This window comes from Desulforamulus putei DSM 12395, from assembly GCF_900129195.1.
Classification (GTDB): Bacteria; Bacillota; Desulfotomaculia; order Desulfotomaculales; family Desulfotomaculaceae; genus Desulfotomaculum; species Desulfotomaculum putei.
In genome coordinates, this window is the sequence record NZ_FQUY01000017.1 from 1 (window position 1) to 19974 (window position 19974).

18 protein-coding genes are annotated in these 19974 nt (G+C 47.3%); all 18 read left to right on the forward strand.

What is annotated here, in order from left to right:
* Positions 1–771 precede the first annotated feature (771 nt).
* The 18 genes from BUB67_RS10945 (at position 772) to BUB67_RS11030 (ending at position 19925) form a co-directional block, all read left to right on the forward strand.
* Positions 772–1611, forward strand: coding sequence for an IclR family transcriptional regulator (locus tag BUB67_RS10945; RefSeq protein ID WP_238457029.1), 840 nt, complete (start codon positions 772–774; stop codon positions 1609–1611).
* 5 nt (positions 1612–1616) lie between these two features.
* Complete coding sequence (locus tag BUB67_RS10950; RefSeq protein WP_084127715.1) at positions 1617–2417, forward strand: nicotinate-nucleotide diphosphorylase; 801 nt, start codon at positions 1617–1619, stop codon at positions 2415–2417.
* Positions 2418–2422: 5 nt separating this feature from the next.
* Positions 2423–3331, forward strand: coding sequence for a molybdopterin-binding protein (locus tag BUB67_RS10955; RefSeq protein WP_073239470.1), 909 nt, complete (start codon positions 2423–2425; stop codon positions 3329–3331).
* Complete coding sequence (locus tag BUB67_RS10960; protein ID WP_073239471.1) at positions 3318–4091, forward strand: 2-keto-4-pentenoate hydratase; 774 nt, start codon at positions 3318–3320, stop codon at positions 4089–4091. Before BUB67_RS10955 ends, BUB67_RS10960 begins: the two co-directional genes overlap by 14 nt.
* A 19-nt stretch (positions 4092–4110) precedes the next feature.
* Positions 4111–4986, forward strand: a complete 876-nt coding sequence (locus tag BUB67_RS10965) for an acetaldehyde dehydrogenase (acetylating) (protein WP_073239472.1) — start codon at positions 4111–4113, stop codon at positions 4984–4986.
* On the forward strand, positions 4983–5999 hold the full coding sequence (gene dmpG / locus BUB67_RS10970; protein WP_073239473.1) for a 4-hydroxy-2-oxovalerate aldolase: 1017 nt from the start codon (positions 4983–4985) through the stop codon (positions 5997–5999). The genes BUB67_RS10965 and dmpG overlap by 4 nt, the downstream gene beginning before the upstream one ends.
* Position 6000: 1 nt before the next feature.
* Entirely contained in the window at positions 6001–6621 is a 621-nt protein-coding gene (locus tag BUB67_RS10975) for a 4Fe-4S binding protein (RefSeq protein ID WP_073239474.1), read from the forward strand.
* Positions 6621–8042, forward strand: a complete 1422-nt coding sequence (locus BUB67_RS10980) for a hypothetical protein (RefSeq protein ID WP_073239475.1) — start codon at positions 6621–6623, stop codon at positions 8040–8042. Before BUB67_RS10975 ends, BUB67_RS10980 begins: the two co-directional genes overlap by 1 nt.
* Positions 8043–8221: 179 nt before the next feature.
* Positions 8222–9502, forward strand: coding sequence for a benzoate/H(+) symporter BenE family transporter (locus tag BUB67_RS10985; protein WP_073239476.1), 1281 nt, complete (start codon positions 8222–8224; stop codon positions 9500–9502).
* A gap of 96 nt (positions 9503–9598) precedes the next feature.
* Complete coding sequence (locus tag BUB67_RS10990) at positions 9599–10696, forward strand: M24 family metallopeptidase (protein ID WP_238457030.1); 1098 nt, start codon at positions 9599–9601, stop codon at positions 10694–10696.
* 68 nt (positions 10697–10764) lie between these two features.
* Entirely contained in the window at positions 10765–11793 is a 1029-nt protein-coding gene (locus BUB67_RS10995; RefSeq protein WP_073239478.1) for a HoxN/HupN/NixA family nickel/cobalt transporter, read from the forward strand.
* Positions 11794–12351: 558 nt separating this feature from the next.
* Complete coding sequence (steA, locus tag BUB67_RS11000; RefSeq protein WP_073239479.1) at positions 12352–13473, forward strand: putative cytokinetic ring protein SteA; 1122 nt, start codon at positions 12352–12354, stop codon at positions 13471–13473.
* Between the two features lie 11 nt (positions 13474–13484).
* A complete protein-coding gene (locus BUB67_RS11005; protein ID WP_073239480.1) occupies positions 13485–14417 on the forward strand; it encodes a copper transporter in 933 nt (310 codons plus the stop codon).
* Entirely contained in the window at positions 14374–15078 is a 705-nt protein-coding gene (locus BUB67_RS11010) for a glycosyltransferase family 2 protein (protein WP_073239481.1), read from the forward strand. Before BUB67_RS11005 ends, BUB67_RS11010 begins: the two co-directional genes overlap by 44 nt.
* A 526-nt stretch (positions 15079–15604) precedes the next feature.
* Entirely contained in the window at positions 15605–16438 is an 834-nt protein-coding gene (locus BUB67_RS11015) for a hypothetical protein (protein ID WP_073239482.1), read from the forward strand.
* A gap of 339 nt (positions 16439–16777) precedes the next feature.
* Positions 16778–17881 (forward strand): Leu/Phe/Val dehydrogenase, encoded by a 1104-nt coding sequence (locus tag BUB67_RS11020; protein ID WP_073239483.1) that lies wholly within the window; start codon positions 16778–16780, stop codon positions 17879–17881.
* 265 nt (positions 17882–18146) lie between these two features.
* Positions 18147–19088, forward strand: a complete 942-nt coding sequence (locus BUB67_RS11025; protein WP_073239484.1) for a bifunctional enoyl-CoA hydratase/phosphate acetyltransferase — start codon at positions 18147–18149, stop codon at positions 19086–19088.
* A 141-nt stretch (positions 19089–19229) separates the two neighbouring features.
* Positions 19230–19925 carry a nucleotide-binding protein gene (locus BUB67_RS11030; RefSeq protein ID WP_073239485.1) on the forward strand — a complete coding sequence of 232 codons (696 nt, stop codon included), beginning with the start codon at positions 19230–19232 and terminating at the stop codon, positions 19923–19925.
* The last annotated feature ends 49 nt before the right edge of the window (positions 19926–19974 follow it).

Sequence of the window (19974 nt, forward strand, 5' to 3'; positions counted from 1 at the left end):
TCGCTGTATCTTGTCATAGATTTTCCTCCTCCCAATGCTGCTTAAATAACTATAAATGTTTTAGAGGTCTATGACAACTATCCTAACACAGGGGGGGGTATACATATGATACTGTTGTTCGTAGACCTTACGTATGGTATTCAATGTTTCCTGATGCTTTCGGCTTAGTCCATGCCCTTCGCCAGCCAGTGCAAGTAAGTGGTCTACGGCACGCAGGTTTCGCCTCACATAGCGTAGCTGCTGGCCAACGGCTTTGCGGACGGCTTTTTTCCCAGGTTTCTTGTTGCGGACAATGCTGAGATAGGCTTTACGAGCAATTTGACGATAAGTGCGCGGCCTTTTGCCTGGTTTGCCAAGAGTCTTGTGCACAATGTCATACTTCTAAATCCTTGATTTATATGGGGTTGCGATCCATTCAGCAAACCCTAAATATTTTAAAATTAACCAGGATGAAAAACAAAAATTTTGCATAATTAGAATAATATAAATACTAGAAATTTTTCGTCAATATTATATTCGGCTATATCGAACACAATTTTAATTAGTCCAAAGGAAAATGAGAGGATGAGGAGAATATATCTATATATAGAAACGCTATTTGACAATATCAAACAAATTGCTTCGAGATATTTAATCCAAGGCCGTCATTAGGGAATTTTCTCATTATTGTGGGATTAAGGAATATTTTTGTAAAATTATTATCGAATTACATTCGACAATTCAGAACGAGCTATTTGGCTTCTAATATTTAAACGAAGGGGGGAGAACTTTTTGGTAAATACTCAAAAGTATGTTAATAACATTTTAGAAAGGAATGTCGAAAAGAAAACAGGAGAAACCTCCCAAATACGTTCCGTAGCTAAAGCTTTAATGATCCTCGATTATTTAGCTTCATGCCAGGAAGAAGTGCCTTTGACCAAGATTGCCGGTAAATTTGGAATCGCTAAAAGTACTGTACACGGTTTGTTAGCCACTTTAAGGGATTTCGGATATATCGACCAGTCGCCCTTTACCGGCAACTATAAATTGGGTGTACGTCTTTTTGAGATTGGCAGTATTGTGGCGGCTTCCTGGGATGTACGTTCGGTGGCGGCCCCGTATATTGAACGATTGGTTGGGCAGGTTGGAGAAACGGTTCATCTGGTTGTGTTGGATAAAGGGGAAGTCTTGTATATCGATAAGCGGGAAAGCAATCAATCAATACGCATTGTTTCTGCACAAGGGATGCGTTTACCGGCACATTGTACAGGAGTTGGTAAAGCTCTCTTGGCATATCTGCCAGCTAACGAACTTAAGCGAATTATTAAAACCAAAGGACTGCCCGGTTATACAAAAAATACCATCACTGACCCGCAGGTATTAGAAAAAGAATTAGAACTGATCAGGGGTCGGGGTTATGCCTTTGATATTGAAGAGATTATGGATGGTTTATCCTGTGTGGCGGCTCCTATTTTTGATCATTCAGGTAGGGCCTGTGCAGCCATCAGTGTATCAGGACCCACTGCCCGGCTTAAAGAAGACCGCTTTGAGGAGATAACCTCAACGGTTTGTCAAACAGCAATGGAAATTTCCCAGGCATTAGGTTACAAACACAATCCCAGTAGGAGTTGATGAACTTGGAACTCAGGGAATTTCTGTTTTTGCCGCTGAAAGAACAAACATTTACATTTTCCATCAGGGCCAAAGAAGCCGGGCTTTTCTCCGGTGTAAATTCTCTCAAGCAAATGTTGAGCAATCTTTCTCTTCATGTGGATTGGGTTGCTCCGGAGGGTCACTCCTTAGTAAACGGAACTGTTGTTCTTACCGGCAGTGGAGAAGCTGAACAGGTAGCCAAGGCGGAAGAAATGTTGCTGGGGTTGATTGGCAAACCATCCGGGGTTGCTACTGCCGCTGCTGAATTTATCAGAAAGAGTCAGGGAAGAATAAAGGTTGTTTGCGGGGCCTGGAAGAAGGTGGCCCCTGAGGTAAGAGCGGCTTTACGCCAGGCGATTGCTACTGGTGGGGCTGGCATGCGGATCACCGATGTGCCGTTCATCTATCTTGATAAAAACTATGTGCGCATGTTTGGAGGGGTTGGGGCAGCGGTCAGCAGGGCCAAGGCCTTTGAAGAGGAAAGACTAGTGGCTGTTCAGCTGAAGGGTGAAACAAAGCCGATCCTTGAGGAAGCGGTGGAAGCGGTTCGGGCAGGGGCAGGCATTTTAATGATTGACACGGGTGAACTGGATGATTTACACGCTGTAACAAAGGCTTCTGAGAGTGGCGGCTGGCGTGATGAGGTTCAAATTGCTTTTGCCGGTGGCTTGACACTGGATGAACTGCCGAAAGTAATTGATGCGGGAGCAGATGTTGTTGATGTAGGCCGGTCCATTATTGATGCTCCAATGCTTGACTTCAGTCTCGACATAATAAAGGGGTAGTGGATATGAAATGGGATCTCCTGGAGAAAACAACCTTTTGGATTGAGGGAATTGAGTTAAAGGACGTCAATCTTGGGCAAGTGGCCGCCACCACCGCTGCAGCCTTAGGGATGCAGTCAGACGAAATAATGGTGGTTGATGTACGTCCGGGAATGATTGCCTTTGATGTTCTGACACGTCAGGTGGAAGCCGCCGCCATTGCCGGTAAACAACAAGAAATTCTGCAGCAGTTGCAAAGGATACCCGGTGTAGAGCTGGCGTCTAACGCTATGGTACATTCCGAAGGCGTACTGGGTTTAATCGCCTTGGGAGAAAAGGAAGCGTCCCAAGTACTGGTTGATTCAGCGCGTTTGGCGGGTAATATCGGGAAGGCTGTTGCCCGCCGGGCCGTTGTCTTTGCTTCCGGCAGTGAAGTGATTGCCGGTAAAATTGAGGACACCAATTCACCCTACATTTTAGGGGCGTTGGAGAAAGCCGGGTTTAAAACAAAATTTGGCGGTATTTTAGAGGATGATGTTCAAATGGCTGCTTCCTATCTGGAGGCAGCTGTAGAACAGGGTTATGGTTTAATTATTACCACCGGCGGGGTGGGTGCAGAGGATAAAGACTTCAGCGTTGAGGCCATCTGCCGCCTGGACCCGGGTGCGGCTACACCGTGGATCCTTAAGTTTACACCGGATTATCACCGTCACCATAAAGAAGGCGTCAGAATTGCTGTAGGTGAGGTGGGAATTGCCAGACTGGTGGCTTTGCCGGGCCCCCACGAGGAGGCCAAATTAGGGTGTCAACGGTTAATAGAGGGTATACAAGCCGGTTTTGACAAACCAAAACTGGCAGAATATATCGCCGCAGCGATCAGAGAGCGGTGGCAAAATATGATGAAAAAAGGAGGCAATAAACATGGATATTCGTAGCATAGCGGTTGAGCTGTTAAAGGCGGAAGCAACCCAAACACCCATCGATACGCTGACCGATAGGTATCCTGGTTTATGTGTTGAGGAAGCATACCGCATCCAGCTCGCTCAGGTTGACTTACAGCTTGAGAAAGGTCATAAGGTCGTCGGTAAAAAGATTGGCCTTACCAGTAAGGGGATGCAGCAACTTCTGGGTGTAAATGAGCCTGACTATGGCCATTTGTACGAGCATATGCTACTGCTGGAAGGTCAGCCCTGCCGGAGGGACGAATTGATTTGGCCCCGTATTGAGGGTGAGCTTGCCTTTATTTTAAAAGACAGGCTCAAGGGCCCCGGGGTAACTATCGCCGATGTTTACCGGGCTACCGCCGGTATCATGCCGGCCATTGAAATTGTCGACAGCCGCATCCGAGATTGGAAAATTAAGCTGCCGGATACCGTTGCCGATAACGGATCCAGCGCGCGCTTTGTTCTGGGCAGCCGCATGGTACCCATTGAAGAGCTGGATTTGCGCCATATCGGTATGGTACTGGAGAAGAACGGCGAGATGATCAATAACGGGGCGGGCGCAGCTGTCTGGGGGCACCCGGCTGCGGCAGTAGCCTGGCTAGCTAACAAGTTGGCCGCTTTTGATATCGCCCTGGAACCTGGTGAAATTATTCTTTCCGGTGCTATCACCGCCGCCGTGGAAGCTGCCGCAGGGGATGTTTTTACACTTTCCTTCCATACCCTGGGGACCTTAAATCTTAAATTTATTTAGCAACAAAGGAGCTGAGAATGTGGAAAAGGTAAAAGTAGCAGTGATAGGTCCTGGTAATATCGGTTCAGACCTCATGTACAAAATTTTTCGCAGTGAGCATTTAGAAATGGCTTTAATGACAGGTATCGTGGAATCCGAAGGCATTAAACGGGCCCGCAACCTGGGCATTAAAACTTCCACAGAGGGCGTACAGGCTGTATTGGCGGATGAAGAAATTAAAATTGTTTTTGATGCCACCGGTGCTAAGCCCCACCTGCAGCATGCCCCGTTGCTGAAAGCTGCAGGTAAAATCGCCATCGACTTGACGCCGGCGGCAGTAGGGCCCTATGTAGTACCCTGTGTAAACCTGGATCAAGTAGAGACTGAACCCAATTTAAACATGGTTACCTGCGGCGGGCAAGCTACGGTGCCAATTGTTTACGCCATTAACCAGGTGAGCAAAGTTAAGTATGCAGAAATTGTCGCTTGTATCTCCAGCAAAAGCGCCGGGCCGGGTACCAGACAAAATATCGATGAATTTACGCAAACCACAGCCAAGGCTTTAACTGTTGTGGGCGGCGCTGAGAAAGCTAAAGCATTGATCGTACTAAACCCTGCCGATCCGCCGCTGATGATGACAGATACTGTTTACGTTGAGGTGGAAAACCCGGATGAACAGGCCATTCTGGCATCAGTGGAGGCGATGGTAAAACAAGTTCAAAGTTACGTACCGGGCTACCGTTTACGTGTACCACCCATCATTGAGGGCAATAGAGTAACTGCAATTATTGAGATTGAAGGTGCCGGTGACTTCCTGCCCAAGTACTCAGGCAACCTTGACATCATAACTTCCGCAGCCATCGCTGTTGCTGAAAAATTGGCATCTAAAATATTGAAAAAGGGAGAGGTAGCATGAGCGGTACAAAATCTATTCATTTAGTCGATACAACTTTACGGGACGGTAGCCATGCCATCAGCCACCAGTATACCGCGGAACAAATTGCCACCATAGCGGCCGGTCTGGATGCGGCCGGGGTGGAATACATTGAAGTTTCCCATGGTGATGGTTTAGCCGGCTCGTCAATTAACTACGGTAGGTCCGCCATCAGCGAAGAGGAAATGCTAAAGGCTGCCAGCAGTGTAATTAAAAAAGGTACTCTGACAGTTTTGTTATTGCCTGGTATTGGTACCCAGGAAGACCTGGAAATGGCCATCCACTACGGTGCCAAGGCCGTACGGGTTGCGACCCATGTTACCGAGGCTGATATTGCCCAGCAGCATATCGCCATGGCGAAAAAAATGGGCTTAAAAACCTTTGGCTTTTTAATGTTATCCCACATGGCATCACCGGAAAAAATTGTGGAACAGGCCAAACTGTTTGAATCCTACGGGGCTGATGTTATCTATGTAGCTGATTCTGCAGGAGCCATGCTGCCGGAAGATGTAAAGGCCCGAATTGGCGCCGTAGTAAACACCGTTAGTGTGCCGGTAGGTTTCCACGCCCATAATAATTTGACCCTGGCAACTGCCAACTCACTGGCTGCCATCGAAGCAGGGGCTAGCTATATAGACGGAACCTGCCGGGGCCTGGGAGCCGGAGCGGGCAACTGTCAGATTGAAGCCCTGGTTGGTGTTCTGAATAAAAAAGGTTACCAGACAGGCGTTGACCTCTACAAAATTATGGACGTGGCGGAAGGGTTGGTAGAACCCATCATGCATCGGCCTCAGGTGGTTCGTAATTCAGCCTTTATGCTGGGATATGCCGGTGTTTACAGTAGTTTCTTGTTACATGCTGACCGGGCTGCTGCTAAATTTAATCTGGATCCAAGGGATATCCTGGTTGAGTTGGGTAACAAAAAGATGGTCGGTGGTCAAGAAGATATGATCATTGATGTAGCTTACCAGTTAGCCAAGAAAAGAGGTGCGTAACATGAAAGTTGTAAACCAACTGGCGGTGGTGGATGCTGAAAAGTGCCGGGGCTGTAAGACCTGTGAAAGAATCTGCCCGGTGTTGGCCATCAAAATGGAAAACCGTAAAGCCGTAGTGGATAACGAGCGCTGCCGCGGTTGTGCCAATTGCGAGCAGCGGTGCCCGGACTATGCTATTAAAATGGTAAAACTCGAGCAGCCCGTACTGGTAAAGGTTGATGTCAGCGCAGTAGATTACGCCCTGGTTGAAGACCTTTGCCGCAGGGCCAAATTTAATCCAGAGCAGCTCATTTGCTACTGTACTGCCACCAGGGCCGAGGAAGTAGCGGCAGCCATCTTACAGGGAGCACGTTCGCCGGAAGAAATTTCCTTTTTAACCGGGGTGCGGACCGGGTGCAAAGTGGAATGCATCCAGCCGGTACTAAGGCTGTTGGAAGCTGCCGGTATTAAACCGGAACCTCCCAAAGGGGGCTGGCAGTGGTACGGCCGCACCGTAACCGTGTGGGAGATTCCGGAAGAAGTTAAAAAGAAATATGCCAGCCGCGGCTTCTACTTTGACGAAGATATTAAAATTTTAGACCGTGTAGCCAATGCACCTGTACAAGAAAGGAGTGATTCTTAATGCGTCCCCCGATCACACCTTTAGCACCCCGGCCATCCCAATACGGTATTGACCCGTCACTGGTGAAAACACGGGCAGCGGATCTGCCGGGTATGACATCTGTCATGCTTAAAGAACTGTTCCCGGACCTGCCGGAGGTAATCTTCCCCTGTGAAGAAGGGGTGGCCGCTATTCGTAAAGCCACTGAGGAGAGCCTGAAAAATGTTGACATGAGCATGATCAGGCCTGAACACTCAGTCAATATCCTGGCTGCACACCACGGGTTTACCCTGTTGGGCGGCGAGCCCTACGCGGAGATGTTAAAAACCATTAAAGATGTTATCGAAGCACGGACAGGTTGTAAAAATATTCGCCTGCGTGCCGGTGTAGGCTTGCGTTTCCGTGAGACGGAAGAATATATCAAACGGTACGGCCTGGATCAACACTTTAATGGTAAAGCCATTGGTGTGGCTCCTGTGGACCAGGGTATCCCCATTGAAACTGAAGTGGGTACACTGTACGGGATTAAGAAAATCTATGATGCGGACTGGATTGTGCACGCCCATAACAGTGACGTGCGGGAAGTGCATTTCCACCGCCAGGTAGACAGGGCCGTTAAACCCTTCGGCATGGCCTACGCACGTATTGAAACCCGTTCCACCTATCACCAAAACTTGGGGCCCCGGGCCGCGAATTTTACCGCCAGAGCGATTTTTGACTCTCCTTTTGTACAGAGCAAATTTGCCTTCGCTTCTTTCCTAACGGTAGCTCCCAACGGCATCATTAACGTGGATGCGGACAACGATCTTTATGCCTTGAATGACCGGATCACCCAAAGTGGCCTGCGATATTATGGCAAAATAATGACATTATTCGGGGAAATCGACGAGTGCATTGCTGTCCTTGACTTCCCCTGCCCGGTGGTTTATGTTTTTGCGGCCGGTGTCATTTATGCCAACTTTGCCGGGGCCAATACCGATCTTTATGACCTGGATACGGCGTTGCCGGCCTATACCTGGTATACCGAATCCTTCTACGGCAAGCGGGGCAAGCCGCTGCTGGATGACATCCCACGGGTCAATTCAGCTATCAAAATGTGTGTGCACAACTATGCTTGGACCGGCTATCCCAGCGCTTTCTTTAGTGAACACATCCCCACCGTCGTAGTGGGGCAGGAACAAGCTGACCACTTTAACATGGATCCGCAAAACCTTACCTATATGAAGCATGCAATGGTTGCCGAAGACCTGAAAGCCGCCATGGAGTTTGCTTATAAGGTCACCGGCACCGACAAAGTTGTGATTTTCGACGGCGCCATGGGCGGCATTAACGTCAGTGAACCCCTGGCTGAATTTTTACTGAAGAAGGCGCCTGAAGTAAGCAAGCGGGTAGACGAAGAATTACTGCCAAAATGGTTACGCCAGCGGGGAGTTATCTTATAAAGCATCGTCGCCTGGTAGATATATTCGGATAGGTATTTACGATGGGAGCCAGATGTACCTTGAATTTCCGCAAATTCAATGGATTTTTCATACATCTGGTTTCTTCGTGTACCTTTGTAGTTATAGATAATTATTTTTTCTGACATCTTAGTTAAATCATAAGGAGGCTAAAGGCCTATATGAAAAACGAACTAATGGAAAAGGGATATAATATTTTCGACAGCCTTAAGTTGGTCTTTGCCAATCTTAATTTTCCCCGCCTGACCACCGGCTTAATCGGGGCATTGTTCAGCAGCATGGGTCCCGGTATGATTGTTATGAGTGCAGCCAAGGATGGCCAACTTACTGAAAGTATGGCAATTTCCTGGATTTTTGCAATTTTCTTTTTTGCCGGCATTGCTACCATGTTTATGTCCCTTTACTACCGGACACCGGTCGTTATTGCCTTCAGTATTCCCGGGGCGGTTCTGATCGGTAAATATCTGCAGTCTGGCGGTGACATTTATTCCGCTGTCGGTGTTTATTTTGCCATTTCAATTTTGGTACTGGTCTTAACTGCAACAGGCGTCATTAAAGTACTAATTGAACATATTCCCATATCCATTATGTTAGGCATGGTAGCCGGAGTACTGCTTAGCTTTGGTATCAACGCGTTTACCAGTGCCTTGAAAATGCCTGCCATTTACGGCGTAATGGTAGCGGTATTCTTTATTTGGCATTTCTTTAAAAGGATTTCCGGTAAGGTTCCTGGTGTTGTGGTTTCCATGTTGATCGGTGTTATTCTCTTAAAAGCTTTCGGTCTCCTGAAGAGTGTACCTATTGCCTGGGAAATTGCCAAACCAGTCGTTGTCACACCTGCCTTTGATTTTAGAAGTTTAATTGCTTTAGGCGTGCCTCTCTTCTTCATGGTGGTGGGTGTACAAAACATTCAGGCGGTAGGAGTATTGCTTTCCCGGGGCTATACCCCACCGATTAACGCGATGTATACCATACCCTCCATTATGACATTCTTCAACGGTCTCTTTGCCGGTCATACAGCAGTTACCGCCGGTCCCAGCACTGCCATCTGCTCCAGTGATATGGCCGGTACCAAAGAATATCGCTGGATTGCCTCCTTTTTTGAAGGTGTTTTCTGGTTGGTCATCGGTCTCTTGGCAAAGGTGGCTGTTGAAAGCGCCAAACTGGCACCCAAAGAATTTATGCAGGTAGTAGCAGGTTTGGCCATGTTTGAAGTGTTCATCAGTGCCTTTGAAGGAGCCTTCAGTCAAAAGTTCCGTAAAGGGGCTATGGTGGCCTTCCTGGTGGCCGCTTCCAACGTTTCTTTAATGCAAGTCGGCGCACCTTTCTGGGCCATTGTATTTGGCGTTCTGGCATCCTTGATTGCCGAAAGACAGGACTTTAAACAAGATGAAAAAGAACCGGCGGTAAATATGAAGCCTGGGGTAGCGGTAAGCAAATAAAGGTTTTTACATGCATCCCTGACTGGCCCTTTACCTATTTATCAGGGGTAAGAGGCCAGTCCTTTTTGTCTAGTTTTACTTAAGTAGGTGAGAGAATTGATCCTGAAGAATAGGATTCGTCGTACACAGGAAGCTATGACACAGAGGGAGCTGGATTTACTCCTTGTTGTGGGTAGAGAAAATCTCATTTATTTTACGGGATTAACCCAGATTGAATGCATGGCCGTATTGATCCCCAAAGAGGGAGAGGCCTGTGCTGTTACCCTTTGGTTGGATGCCGCTTACGTCCAGCAAGAAACCGGTTTAATAACCTATGGTTATCTATTTCCCAAAGAAACGGTAGCCAGTAAGGTTGTCCAGTGTATACAGAAATATGGTTATGACAGGCCAAGAATTGGCTTTGAACGCTACTATGTGGATTTCGCCATGTATGATGCCTTGAGACAGGCCTTTGACGAGTCCAATTTTTATGGTGCCGGAGATCTTTTTTATAAGGTGCGCTCAATAAAAGATGAACAGGAAATTTCATATATTAAAGAGGCCGCTGCCATCGTCTGCCGTGGTGTGGATGCTGCCATAAAAGCCGTTCGACCGGGCGTAACTGAACTGGATTTATTGGCTGAAGCAGAATATGCCATGCTAAAAGCAGGTTCAACCGGGTCTCCTTTTCGGCCGCAAGTCATATCCGGTGAACGAACGCTGTTAACCCACCCGTGCAGCAGTAATAAGCAAATAAATTCCGGGGAGATCGTAATTATTCACCTGGGTGCAAATTACCAGGGTTATTGTGCCAAAATGTGTCGTACTGTGGCACTGGGTAAGGTGCCGGAGGAACAGGTAAAGGTTTATCAATTGTTACTGGAAGCCCAGCAACGGGCCATTGATGCTTTAAGACCGGGTGTAACGGCCGGCAGTGTAGATAAAGCTGCCCGTGAAATCATCGAGGCTGCCGGTTACCAACACCATTATCTTGATTATGTGGGCTATGGTGTAGGGATACGGCAATCCGAGTTTTATCCTATTATCGGTAAAGGTAGAACGGAAATCATTCAGGCCGGTATGGTGGTTGACTTGCTATTACCGACAATTTATCGGCCAGGCATTGGTGGCCCAAGGGTAACTGATGTGATTCTGGTGGGAGATCGAAGCAATGAAATCTTAACCAATTACCCGCGGCAATTGATTCAATTATAGTGTCTAATTATTTTGGCGGTATCTAAAAAAAGAAAGAAGCAGTGCCTAAGTAAAGGAGATATTTGCAGATGAACCATAACGACATTAACAGGTTAAGAATGGGTCGCCCGAAGTGGCTGGGTTATGGCATTGCTGTTGTAGGGATGCACATTCTCGGCTTAGCTTTTTTGATGCTGGGCAGCAGTGACCACCCGGAACTGCTGGGGATGGGATTTCTAACATACACGCTGGGATTACGTCATGCCTTTGATATCGACCATATCGCAGCCATCGACAATACCGTCCGAAAGTTGCTGCATCAAAAAAAGGACGCAACGGGGATAGGATTTTTCTTTTCCCTGGGACACTCCTCTGTGGTTTTTCTTATGACACTGTTTACCATTGTTGCGATGAATTTTGTGCAGCACAAGCTTCCCCAGTTTCAAGAGGTGGGGGGCATTATTGGAACAACCGTTTCGGGTGTATTTCTTCTTTTTATCGGTTTGATTAATCTTTATATATGGTACGATATTTACCAGGTTTTCATCCGGATGCGTCGTGGGGTTTACAACCCTGAAACACTCGAGCAGCTTCTTGTGTCGCGGGGTCTGATTGCCCGTTTCGCCAACCCGTTGTACCGGTTCATTAACCGGAGTTGGCATGTTTTCCCCTTGGGGTTTCTTTTTGGTCTAGGTTTTGATACGGCCAGTGAGGTGGCTTTGCTGGCTATCTCCGCAGGGGCGGTAAGGGAAACCATCCCCTTGACCGGTATCCTGTCTCTCCCAATCTTATTTGCTGCAGGAATGAGTTTATTGGATACCCTCGACGGGGTCTTTATGTCCAATGCTTACAGTTGGGCTTTTGCTACTCCCTTACGTAAAATCTATTACAATTTAACCATTACCGGTATATCGGTTGTGGCGGCGCTATTTATCGGTCTGGTTGAAATTACCCAAGTTCTTTCACCAAAGATAGGAATGGACGGGCGGTTCTGGAACTGGGTACACAGTCTGGACTTAAATGGATTTGGGTATTTGCTGGTATTCTTATTTGTCTTAATATGGACCATCTCCTTTGGTGTGTGGAAATATCTGGGTCTTGAGAAACAGGGGACCTGATGTTCATGCTAAAACCAAAAGGTAACTCCACCGTCTACATTTTTGATAACCTTTAAAAAGTGGGGCTTTTGTATAGATAATAAGTGGAGGGGGGGTTCCTGAGAATATGGTATAAATGGTTACTATCTATGGACTAACAATTAGTTTCAGGCTGTAGACAAACCACAAATAGTAAGCAGGCAGCCTGGCTATTCCAAAAGCGAAGCGGGCAAGTAAGAGGTGAGATGTGAGAAGTTAGAGGTGGGAGGTCTTTCTCACTTCCAACATCTAACTTCTAACCTCTAACCTCTCAATTGCCAGGCTGCCTGCGCGGACTTTGTCAACACTCTGGCCATTCCCTAAAATACGGAATGGTTTTTTTGTTGAGATATGACTTGAATATTTTCACCCTTTACCTAGGAAATTTAAGAATAAAGTTTTTAATTGATAAAACGCAATTAACTGATTTTGAAATTTTTGCCATTTTGGCCAAATAATAGCACAAAACTCATATGGGTATACTTGACTTAACGTACTTATAACATTAGAATGAAAGTTGGTAAGGTGGTGATTTGTCTAGTGAATATTAAAGCAATCGCCCGAGTAGATAAAAGAACGAAAGATTTAGCAAAAAGAATTCACTCTAACGAGATTGCGGTAATATGTCATCATGAGCTTGATAAAGTAGCCGCTGATTCGCTGATTGCCGCGAAAGTAAAGGCGGTAATAAATGCGCTACCTTCGCTAAGCGATGATTATCCCAACCAGGGTCCCATCACTTTGTTGGAAGCCGGTATTCCCATCCTTGATAATGTTGGCAAGGACATTATGGAGAGGGTCGTCGAAGGGGATGAACTGGAGATACGGGATAATGTTGTTTTACGGAATGGCGTAGTCCTGGCAGAAGGAACTCTATTAACCTTAAAACGGGTTAAAGAGCATATGGAGCAATCCCGGAGCCGTATGGATCGGGTGTTATCCCGTTTTATCCATAATACACTTGACTACGCCCGCAACGAAGTGGATTTTGTTTGCGGGGGACTGAGCATACCTGAAGTAAACACTTCCTTTAAGGGTAAACATACCTTGATTGTGGTACGGGGTCATAATTATAAACAGGACCTGAGTGCCATAAAGTCTTATATTGATGAAGTACATCCCATACTCATCGGAGTGGACGGGGGGGCCGACGCGCTGCTGGAATTTGGCTATACCCCGGATCTTATTATCGGTGATATGGACAGCACCACCGACAAGGCCCTTTGCAGTGGTGCGGAACTGGTGGTTCACGCCTATCCCGACGGCAGGGCGCCGGGCATGGAAAGAATCAAAGCCCTTGGTTTAAATGCAAAGGTCTTTCCGGCCCCCGGCACAAGTGAAGACATTGCCATGATGTTGGCCTATGAAAAGGGTACCGAACTGATTGTAGCAGTAGGTACCCACTCCAATATGTTGGATTTTTTGGAGAAGGGCCGTAAGGGGATGGCCAGTACTTTCCTTGTCCGCCTAAAGGTTGGAGATATCCTGGTGGATGCCAAGGGTGTCAGCCAGCTCTATAAAAATCGTATCAAAATGAAATATGTAGGCCAGATACTGCTTGCTGGCCTGGTTCCGCTTGCGGTTGTGATTGCCATGGCGCCCCCCACCAGGGAATTATTCAGGTTGCTGGTTTTAAACGTAAGATTAATCTTTGGTATTTAGGAGGAAGTTTTGTGATCATTGATTATCGCTACCACATTGCCTCTCTGGTGGCTGTTTTTATTGCCCTTGGCATAGGCATTTTAGTTGGTAGTGCAGTGCTGGGAAATGAGGTTATTGTAAAAAGGCAGCAGCAATTGGCCGACAGATTGGAAATTCAATTGGAAGAATTACGGCAAAAAAATGAAGCTGTACAAGCCAGGGCCAATAACCTGGAAATTGACAACAACATTCAGAAGCAGTTTGAAAAGCAAGTTTTACCGCCGCTGGTGGCCGGAAAGCTGGCCGGTAAACGGTTGGCCATTGTGGAAACCAATAGTTACGGGTTCCGGGATGACCTGGTCAACACGTTAACTATGGCCGGGGCCACTGTCCAATCTGTTACAACTGTCCTGGACGGGTTTGATTTAACCGATCGCAAGGACAAGCTGGTCACTGAGTTAAACCTCAAGGTGAGTGATGACAACGCCATTGTAAAGCATCTTGCCTCAGAAACTGCCAGGGGCATTTTAACGGGCGAGAAGCAGGCCCTTTTGAACACATTGGCCCAGGCTGAACTGCTTAAGTTATCCGGTGATTATGGTGTGCCAATTGACGGGGTAATATTCATTGGAGGCAGTCAGGATCAAACTCTGGTAAAAACGGAAATACTGGATTATCCCATGATTGATTATTTCCTGCAGCAAAAACTTCCCGTTTTCGGGGTTGAAGAGACAGACGTTACTTATTCCTATATGAAGGCCTATCAAAAGAAAAGGGTTAGCACGGTGGACAATGTGGAAACACCTCCAGGTCAACTGGCGTTGGTGATGGCCATTGCCGGAAAACCCGGGCATTACGGGGTAAAACCCACTGCCAAACAATTACTGCCACCTTTTGATACCGCCACTGGAGGTGTGGGTAATGGCAAACCGGGCCAAAGTGTCAGTGGTAATCCCCGCACATAATGAAGCGGAACGCATTTCCGATACCGTGAAAGGGGTCGTGGCCATTCCTGAGGTATCGGAAATTATCGTGGTTGATGACGCATCCTCGGATGAAACTGCAGAACTGGCCAGGCAGGCCGGGGCCATTGTAATCTCGCTGCCTAACAATATGGGGAAGGGCGGAGCCCTCAATACCGGAGTGGCCAGAGCCACCGGTGATATTGTGGCCCTTTTGGACGGCGACCTGGGCAGCAGCTCCGTGGAGGCCAGGGCGCTTATTTTGCCGGTTCTCAATAACAAAGCCGACATGACCATCGCACAGTTCCCCAGGGCCAAAAAGAAAGGCGGCTTTGGCCTGGTGAAAAACCTGGCCCGGGCAGGTATCCGACACTTTGCCGGTTTAGACAGCAATGCCCCTTTATCCGGACAAAGGGTCATGACTCGCAAGGTTCTGGAAAAGGTGGTCCCCTTTGCTTCCGGTTACGGTGTAGAAGTAGCGCTTACCATCAAAGTGGCAAAGGAAGGTTTCCGTGTGCTGGAGGTTCCTACCCGAATGTCCCACGCTGAGACCGGCAGGGATCTGAGGGGTTTCATGCACAGAGGCAAACAATTTGTGCACGTGGCCCGAGTCCTGGCCGGCTGTTTCCTAAAATACGGTTTCACACGGGCACGAAACCGGTAACCCAACGATGTGAATAAAATGCAAAGAAAACAAGGTGCCAGGACACTTTAGAGATAACTAAAGGCCCTGGCACCTGTAGGTTTGGGGAGTAACCTATCACTAATTTTTGGTAATAATAGTGTTGCACGGTCTTGCATATAAAAAACTAGCCGGCCTCAATAAAGGTTTACATAAAATAACTTTCTTAAGTCAATGCAGGCTAAGTCATTAAGGGTAAAAATATATTTTTACCACAGAGTGCTGACAAAATTCGCGCAGGCAGCCTGGCAATTGAGAGGTTAGAAGTGAGATGTTGGAAGTGAGAAAGACCTCCCACCTCTAACTTCTCACATCTCACCTCTTACTTGCCCGCTTCGCTTTTGGAATAGCCAGGCTGCCCGCTTACTATTAGGTTTGTCTACAGTCTGGGTAAAAATATATTTTTACCAATTATCCCCTTGACTTACACATACATCTGTCCTAAAATTGGCTGATGGCTATAAAACTCCTGACGTTTGACGACCGACGTCCGATGCGAGGTGTTCCCATGTTCCAAAAGGATTACTGGCTCCTGTTTCCTGCCGCACTTGTGGCCTTCGGAGTGGCAAGGTTTATCCTGTCCAGCGTGTTAAAATTAATTACCGAGGCAGGATTTGTCAGGCCCAACTTCCGGGGTGACAACATACCCGTAGGGGCGGGGTTTTTATTTTTCCTGAGTGCCCTTTTGCCCACCAGCCTGCTTATATTCATAGCACCGGAGCATTATCGTACAATGGGGTTCATTTATCTCTTTGCCCTTGGTTCTATGACCTTGCTGGGGATGGCCGATGATGTCTTTGGTTCCCGGGCGGACAGCGGGCTAAAGGGGCATATTAAAAAAATGATGCGTGGGGAATTAACCACCGGGGGACTGAAGCTGACGGCAGGAGGATTTATGTCCTTGGCAGTGGCCGGCGCCATTAGCCATGGCTGGCAGGAGGTTGTCATCAATACTCTGGTCATTGCCCTGTCGGTAAACGCCATTAATTTGCTGGACCTCCGGCCGGGCAGGGCCGGTAAAGGGTTTTTACTGGGGGTCCTGCTGTTATTTTTTGGGGGCTGGCCCTCCGGCAATTTGATTTGGGCTGCCATTACGGCAGGGGCATTGCTGGCCTACTTACCCACTGACCTGCGGGCCGAGGCCATGATGGGGGATACCGGTTCCAATGCCCTGGGGGCAACCATCGGGATTACTTCCGTGTTGGTTTTGCCGGAGGCAGCTAAAATCGGTTACCTGGTATTTTTAATCGGGTTCCACTTATTCACTGAGAAATACAGTCTCACCAGGATCATCGAGAAAAACAAAATGCTGAATTACCTGGACCGGTTGGGACGGAATTAACCTAAATCCGGTAAGATACCAACAAACAGAAGACTCATCATTAACCTACCCGGCTGTTTTCATCCGGGTAATTGAATAGAAAAAGTGCCTTGACGGTGCTTTTTTGGGTGCTTTGCTACTGATTTGACAATATTTTTTATCATTTGATAAAAAATATTGTCAATTTTATTTATCAGCAGGTCTATAACCTAGAGTTCCGGGATGTAAGTAATGTAAAACACTATCGTGTAGACTGTATACAGTTCTAGAAAAAATTCATAATTTTTAAACACCTGGCATGTTATTTGCGATATACAACAATAAAATAAATATTTATCTAGTCTGGGGAGGGTAAAACTTATGTCTAATCATGAAAAACAGAAAAACTTTAGTATCTTTGAAGAAATGGAAAAGTACGGCCACGAACAAATTATCTTTAATTATGACAAAGCCACCGGTTTAAAATCTATTATCGCGATTCATGATACCACACTGGGTCCTGCTCTGGGTGGCTGCAGAATGTGGAACTATGACACCGAAGAGGATGCCATTGTGGACGCGCTGCGTCTCTCCCGTGGCATGACCTATAAATGTGCTGTTTCGGGTGCTACCCTTGGCGGTGGCAAGACAGTTGTTATAGGCAACCCCAGAAAAGATAAGTCCGATGAGTTTTTCCAGGCCTTGGGTACCTTTGTGGAAACTTTAAAGGGTCGTTACATCACCAGCACAGATGTAGGTACCACATCGATGGACTTTGTTTGTGCGGGCAAGCAAACTAAGTATGTGGTAGGTTTGCCCGAAGAATACGGTGGCAGCGGCAATACCGCCATTACCACTGCCTATGGCATTTGGAAAGCAATGAAAGCCACTGCCAGGGAGGCCTTCGGCACCGATTCCTTGGAGGGACTGACTGTAGCGGTACAGGGACTTGGCAAGGTCGGTCAACTGCTAGTAGGACACCTGCATGACGAAAAAGTTAGAAAAGTGATTGTCACCGATATCTTTGAAGAAAATGTCAATAAAGTAAAGGAAATGTTCCCGGATGTAGAGATTGTTAAACCTGAGGAGATTTACGGCGTAGAGTGCGACATCTTTTCCCCTAATGCCCTGGGTGCTGTGGTTAACGATCATACCATCAAAGAGTTCAAATGCAAAGCCATTGTGGGTGCAGCCAATAACCAGCTAGCCGAAGATCGTCACGGTGATATGTTGCAGGAAAAGGGAATTGTCTATGCCCCGGACTACGTAGCCAACGCCGGCGGGTTGATTCAGGTGGCAGATGAACTGCAGGGCTTCAACAAGGAACGTTGCCTGAAAAAGGCCGACTTAATCTATGATACCCTTCTTCAAATTTTTGAAATGTCCCGGGAACAAAAAATTCCCACCTATAAAGCTGCAGACATACTGGTAGAAAGTAAAATTGAAAAAATTGGCAAATTACAGAATAAATTTATTGGCAACTAGGTTGGGTACCCCTGTGGAGGCCCTTAGCTAGTAGAAGAAACAAGTTTGCTTAAAATGGAGTAAGTTCAGAATATATAGAAATTAAACTGGTTGTGGCCACCTGGGGGCGTATCGCTTTAACAGGCGGGATTGCCCGTTATTGCTCCCACGGTGGTACTCCCGGGTTAAGAAGATGGAATCTCTGGTTCTGGGTGCGCAGCGGGTATTAACGGGCGAAGAACCCGGCCCTAACCTACCGTTCTTAAAAATGGAGTGATTTAGCAGAATGTTTAAGAATTTCGCCCAGGTTTTTGAGGAGCTAAATAAGATTCCCAAACTGAAGGTTAGTGTGGCCAACGCCCAGGACAAGAGGGTACTGTTGGCTTTGAAAAAAGCTATGCAACACGGCTTTGTGGAGCCCGTATTGGTAGGACCCCGGAGCGAAATCGAACGCGTTGCCTGGGATGTGGGCTTTAACCTAAATGATGTGGAAATTTACCAGGCAGACGGCCTGGCAGCACCGGACCTTGCCGTTAAGCTGGTAAGCAGCGGCAGGTGCCAGGTATTGATGAAAGGATTGGTAAACAGCAGCACCTTCTTAAAGGCTGTATTAAATCGGGATTGGGGTCTGCGTACCGACAAAATTCTTAGCCATGTGGCAGTTTTCCAGATCAATGGCTATGACCGGTTGATATTCATGTCTGACGCAGGGTTAAACATTGCCCCTGATATTGAACAAAAGAAACAAATTTGCCAAAACACCGTTGATTTTTGCCATTCCCTTGGCCTAACCCTGCCTAAGGTGGCCTTGTTGTCGGCTAATGAACAGGTAAGCCCTAAAATGCCTGTAACCATTGAAGCACAGCACCTAGCCCAGATGGCTAAGAAAGGCGAAATTACCGGTGCCATCGTGGATGGCCCCTTAGCCCTGGATATTGCTGTCAATGAGAATTCAGCCAAATCTAAAGGGATCAAGAGCTTAGTGGCTGGCCATGCGGATATTCTGCTAGTGCCGGATATTGAGGCTGGCAATCTGCTGGCGAAGTCCATCATGTATTTCGCCGGTGGGCTAATGGCCGGATTGGTGTTAGGTGCCTCAGCCCCCATTGTAATGCCTTCCCGGGCAGATACACCTGAGGGGAAGCTTATGTCACTTGCTTTAGCTTGCCTGGCTGGTTACGGACTTAGTAATAAAGGAAATGATTCTGGATTTAAAAAAATAGGTTAGCAAGATTCCGGGCATTCCTTGATGTTTAGGTTTATTTATATCAATTAAAGATGTATTAACTGGGGTATTTTTTAAGCCCGCCGGGGAAGGTATTTTGTAAGATGAAAGCGAAATAGTAAGTAAAAGGCGGAGGTTTGCAAAATGCAAGTTAACATAAAACCTATTACTATTTTTACTGCTAACCTCGGCAGCGGCAAAACTGAGATTTCCATTAATTTTGCCCGCATGCTGCACCGGCGGGGGGAAAAGGTCTCCCTGGTGGATCTGGATATTATCAATCCCTATTTTCGAACCCGCCTGGCCAAGGATAACCTGGCCAGCCAGGGATTGCAAGTGGTATGCCCGCCCGGGCACCTGGTCAATGCCGATGTGCCGGCCCTTACCCCTGCCATCCGGGGAGCCCTGCAGGCGGCGGAAGGTTATTGCGTTTGTGACGTGGGTGGCGACGATGTGGGAGCCGTTGCTCTGGGGGCCTATAAGCCTTTCTTGCCGGAGGGCCGCTTCGATCTTTATTTTGTTGTCAACACCTGTCGTCCCTTTACCAGGGATTTTGACGGGGTGGTTAAAATCATGCGCAGCATTGAGACCAACTCCCGTCTTAAGGTGACGGGACTTGTCAGCAATACCAATCTGGGCCGTCAGACCGACGCTCAGGTGATGGTGGAAGGCTACGGCAAAGTCTCGGAGATGGCCGAAAAACTCGGCCTGCCGGTGGCTTTTATGGCATCCCCCGGTTCCCTGGTAAAGGAAGTTGCAGCACGGTTACCGGGAGTTCCCATTCTGCCCCTGGAATTTTATATGAAGACTCCCTGGGAGGAGGTCTGCGGAGAAGGTTAGGGGTCAAACCCCGGAAAAGATTATATATAATGGGGGCAAATACTGGATT